Genomic DNA, 2,907 nt, shown 5'->3' on the forward strand with positions numbered 1-2,907 from the left:
AACAGCTGCGCTTGTACCAGCAATGGTGGGAATATCATTCGTGCCTTGAATTGTCACAGTCACAACTTGACTAGCACTGCCATCACTAGAAACTGCAACGAAACTATCTATTACACTCTGACTAGCTCCCAACGATTGAACCGCAGGATTACTGTTTGAGGCCATATAAGTCCAAGTCCCATCTGCACTTAAAGTAAAAGTACCATAAGTGCCCGCTACAGAGGCTTGGGGTTGATACTCTGACTGATCAGTATCTACATCAGTGATAGTTAATTTGCCGTTTTTAGTTAAATTACCATTGACCACTAGATTATCTTCTTTGACTGTACCAACGCTGATACCTCCAAGAATAGGTATATCATTTATACCCTGAATGGTCACAGTCACAGTACCAGAAGTACCATCTATACTAGCTACTTTAAAGGTTTCACTTATATTTTGATCATCACGTAAATAAGCAAATGATTCCTTTGCCTGATAGGTCCAAATACCATTTTCATCGATGCTAAAAGTTCCATACTTACCTACCACATTCTTCTGAGCAACAAAAATATTGGAAGGATTATCTACATCTTGGCTTAGTAATTTGCCATTAGCGCTTAAGGGAAGTGATGTTTGAGCTAACACAACATTCGCACTACTAATCAATGCTGGAATATTAGTAGCCACTCCTATCGGCGCAATATTTCCCACAGGTATTGCTTCGCCTAAAATATCTTCTTGATTTGGTGGTAAAAGAACATGTGGAGTTTCTGTGGCATTTAATTCTTGAATATTGGCACTAAAAGTATCAAATCCAGCGGTCACGCTTCCAGCTCCATAGGTAGGCTCATAGACAAAAGTACTACCACCGCTACCTAGAACAGGGCCTTCACCCGCTGCAGTTTCCTCGAGAGTTTCAAGTAAAGCTACTGGATCAATGCCATTATCAACCGCCTTTTGCAGCAAATTTTCAATATCTTCTTTAGTACTTTGTGAAAGATTTTTCAAGAGAGGAGAAATACCATCCAAATTAAAAGGGGTATTAACTGTTAGTTTCAAATCTCCCAATCCAATGGCATGAAGAAGTGCATCACCACTCAATAAGAATAGTTGCTCTCCCTTCATTACTTGTGTGCCATTCTTTGCAATGGATAACTGACCGCCCACATCATTTTTAATTAATAGTCCGTTAAGAGAGTCAACAATCCCAGGTACCGTTTTACTCATCTTTAACATCCCCAAAACTGACATTTTCTCTGGGTCGTAATGAACCCGTCGGTATTAAATGTCGCACATCTAATTACCTTATTTTTTATAGTATAGTCTCAAATTGCCCAATATTTGCTCTATTTAAAATCTTATTTGTAATTATTTGGTCAAGAGAGGCTCAATATCACTGAGGTAACGCCCTTGGCCCCATTTTAGATGTATGTTATTTATTGCTTGCCACTGTGTTTCTGTTTCTATTTGCGTTGCAATCACTTGAATATCTAAAGTACAAGCCATTTCATTGAAATAATGAAGTAAAAACTGTTTATTTTGATTTTCAGCGAGATCGTAAATCAAACTACCATGCAATTTTAAATAAGTGATGGGTAGCTCGCTTAGATAATGCATTGGTGAAAAATGTATTCCAACTTGATCAACCCCTACTTTTATATGTAATTTTTGTAGCACTTTTACAAAAGACATCACTTTTTCAAAGTGTGTTAATACGAGCTGTTCATTAAATTCAATAAAGAGATTATTACGCGCTTCAATTGAGAGACTCTCAATTTTCTTAATATAGTCAGTTTGATAGTCTTCGATTGTTACTGTCTCTTGAGTCAAATTTAATGCAATTTTTGTATGACTTAAAAGATCGGCAGCAATAATTTTTGTTAAAACAAATTGATCTATTAAATAAGCAATGCTTGCAGCTTCAGCGATGGGCATAAAATACCCAGCAAAGATTTGCTGCCCCGATTCATTAATGCGGACAAACAATTCCTGATGATAATTTTCTCTGCTAGACGTCACCCATTGAGAAAAAATAGACAGTCTGCCCTCAGATATAGCAGCCATAACACCTTTACTATCAAGGGCTGTTTTATTGGGTATAGCTACATTAGGATCAAACGCTACTCCTTTAGCCTCTTCTCTTGCTTTTTTAGTACTAGATCAGTTTCAGTCAGCAAAGTACTAACAGATTGATGCATAGAATAAGATGCGGCTGCAATAAATACTTTACATACACTATTATTAAATAATTTTCGCACATTTAGATTAAAATTATTGCAATACTTTATAAATAAATCCGGATCATTTTCCCTAATAAGTAACCCAAAATTACTACCACTAATTCGCGCCATACAAAGTATCATTGAGGACGGCCAAAAATTTATACAGGCTTTTGCTACATCCTGAATAATTTTATCTCCTTCTAGATATCCTTGTTTTTTATTTAATAGTTCTAGCCCATCAATGGCCAGGATTACGAGAAAACCAGGTGTAAACTCCTCTTCATTACTTAATAACGCCGTTGTTTGTTGCAAAAAATAACGTCGATTGCCTAAATCAGTTAACGGGTCTTGAAAAGATTGATGACGTAATATTTCTAATTGTTGCATCTGCTCTTGAAATAATCGCTTAATACGCATCACCATTTGATTCATAGCAAGAGTAACTTTTTTAATTCCGGTGTTTTGGGGATAATAGCTTCAATAGGAAACTCCCCTTCACAAATGGCATGAGCCTGATCCCTAACTCGTTTAAGAGGCTTCAGTAGCCACCGAATAAATAAATAAACAACAAACAGGGAAATCAGTGCGAATAAAAGATACCAATAAACCAATCCCACTGCATTATGCCAGAGTGCACTAAAGGCATAATTACTGTTACTTGCTACAAAAACTTCCCCTACCTGATTCCATCCTTGCATCACAA

The 2,907-nt window shown here is 36.7% G+C and carries 3 protein-coding genes and 1 pseudogene; all 4 read right to left on the reverse strand.

What is annotated here, in order from left to right:
* Positions 1-1,209: VCBS domain-containing protein (locus BN58_RS25495; RefSeq protein WP_040916566.1), on the reverse strand; the 1,209-nt coding region annotated here is incomplete at its 3' end.
* A 141-nt stretch (positions 1,210-1,350) separates the two neighbouring features.
* Entirely contained in the window at positions 1,351-2,046 is a 696-nt protein-coding gene (locus BN58_RS28725) for an EAL domain-containing protein (RefSeq protein WP_019217320.1), read from the reverse strand.
* 56 nt (positions 2,047-2,102) lie between these two features.
* Positions 2,103-2,627, reverse strand: a complete 525-nt coding sequence (locus BN58_RS28730) for a GGDEF domain-containing protein (RefSeq protein ID WP_232220632.1) — start codon at positions 2,625-2,627, stop codon at positions 2,103-2,105.
* A 5-nt stretch (positions 2,628-2,632) separates the two neighbouring features.
* Positions 2,633-2,907: pseudogene (locus BN58_RS28735) on the reverse strand (GGDEF domain-containing protein); the annotation flags it as partial.

Source organism: Legionella tunisiensis, assembly GCF_000308315.1.
GTDB classification, from domain to species: Bacteria; Pseudomonadota; Gammaproteobacteria; order Legionellales; family Legionellaceae; genus Tatlockia; species Tatlockia tunisiensis.

Bases quoted from the DNA above. Each gene is read 5' to 3' on its own strand.
- BN58_RS28730 (WP_232220632.1), bottom strand. From the start codon at position 2,627: ATGGTGATGCGTATTAAGCGATTATTTCAAGAGCAGATGCAACAATTA.
- BN58_RS28725 (WP_019217320.1), bottom strand. From the start codon at position 2,046: ATGGCTGCTATATCTGAGGGCAGACTGTCTATTTTTTCTCAATGGGTG.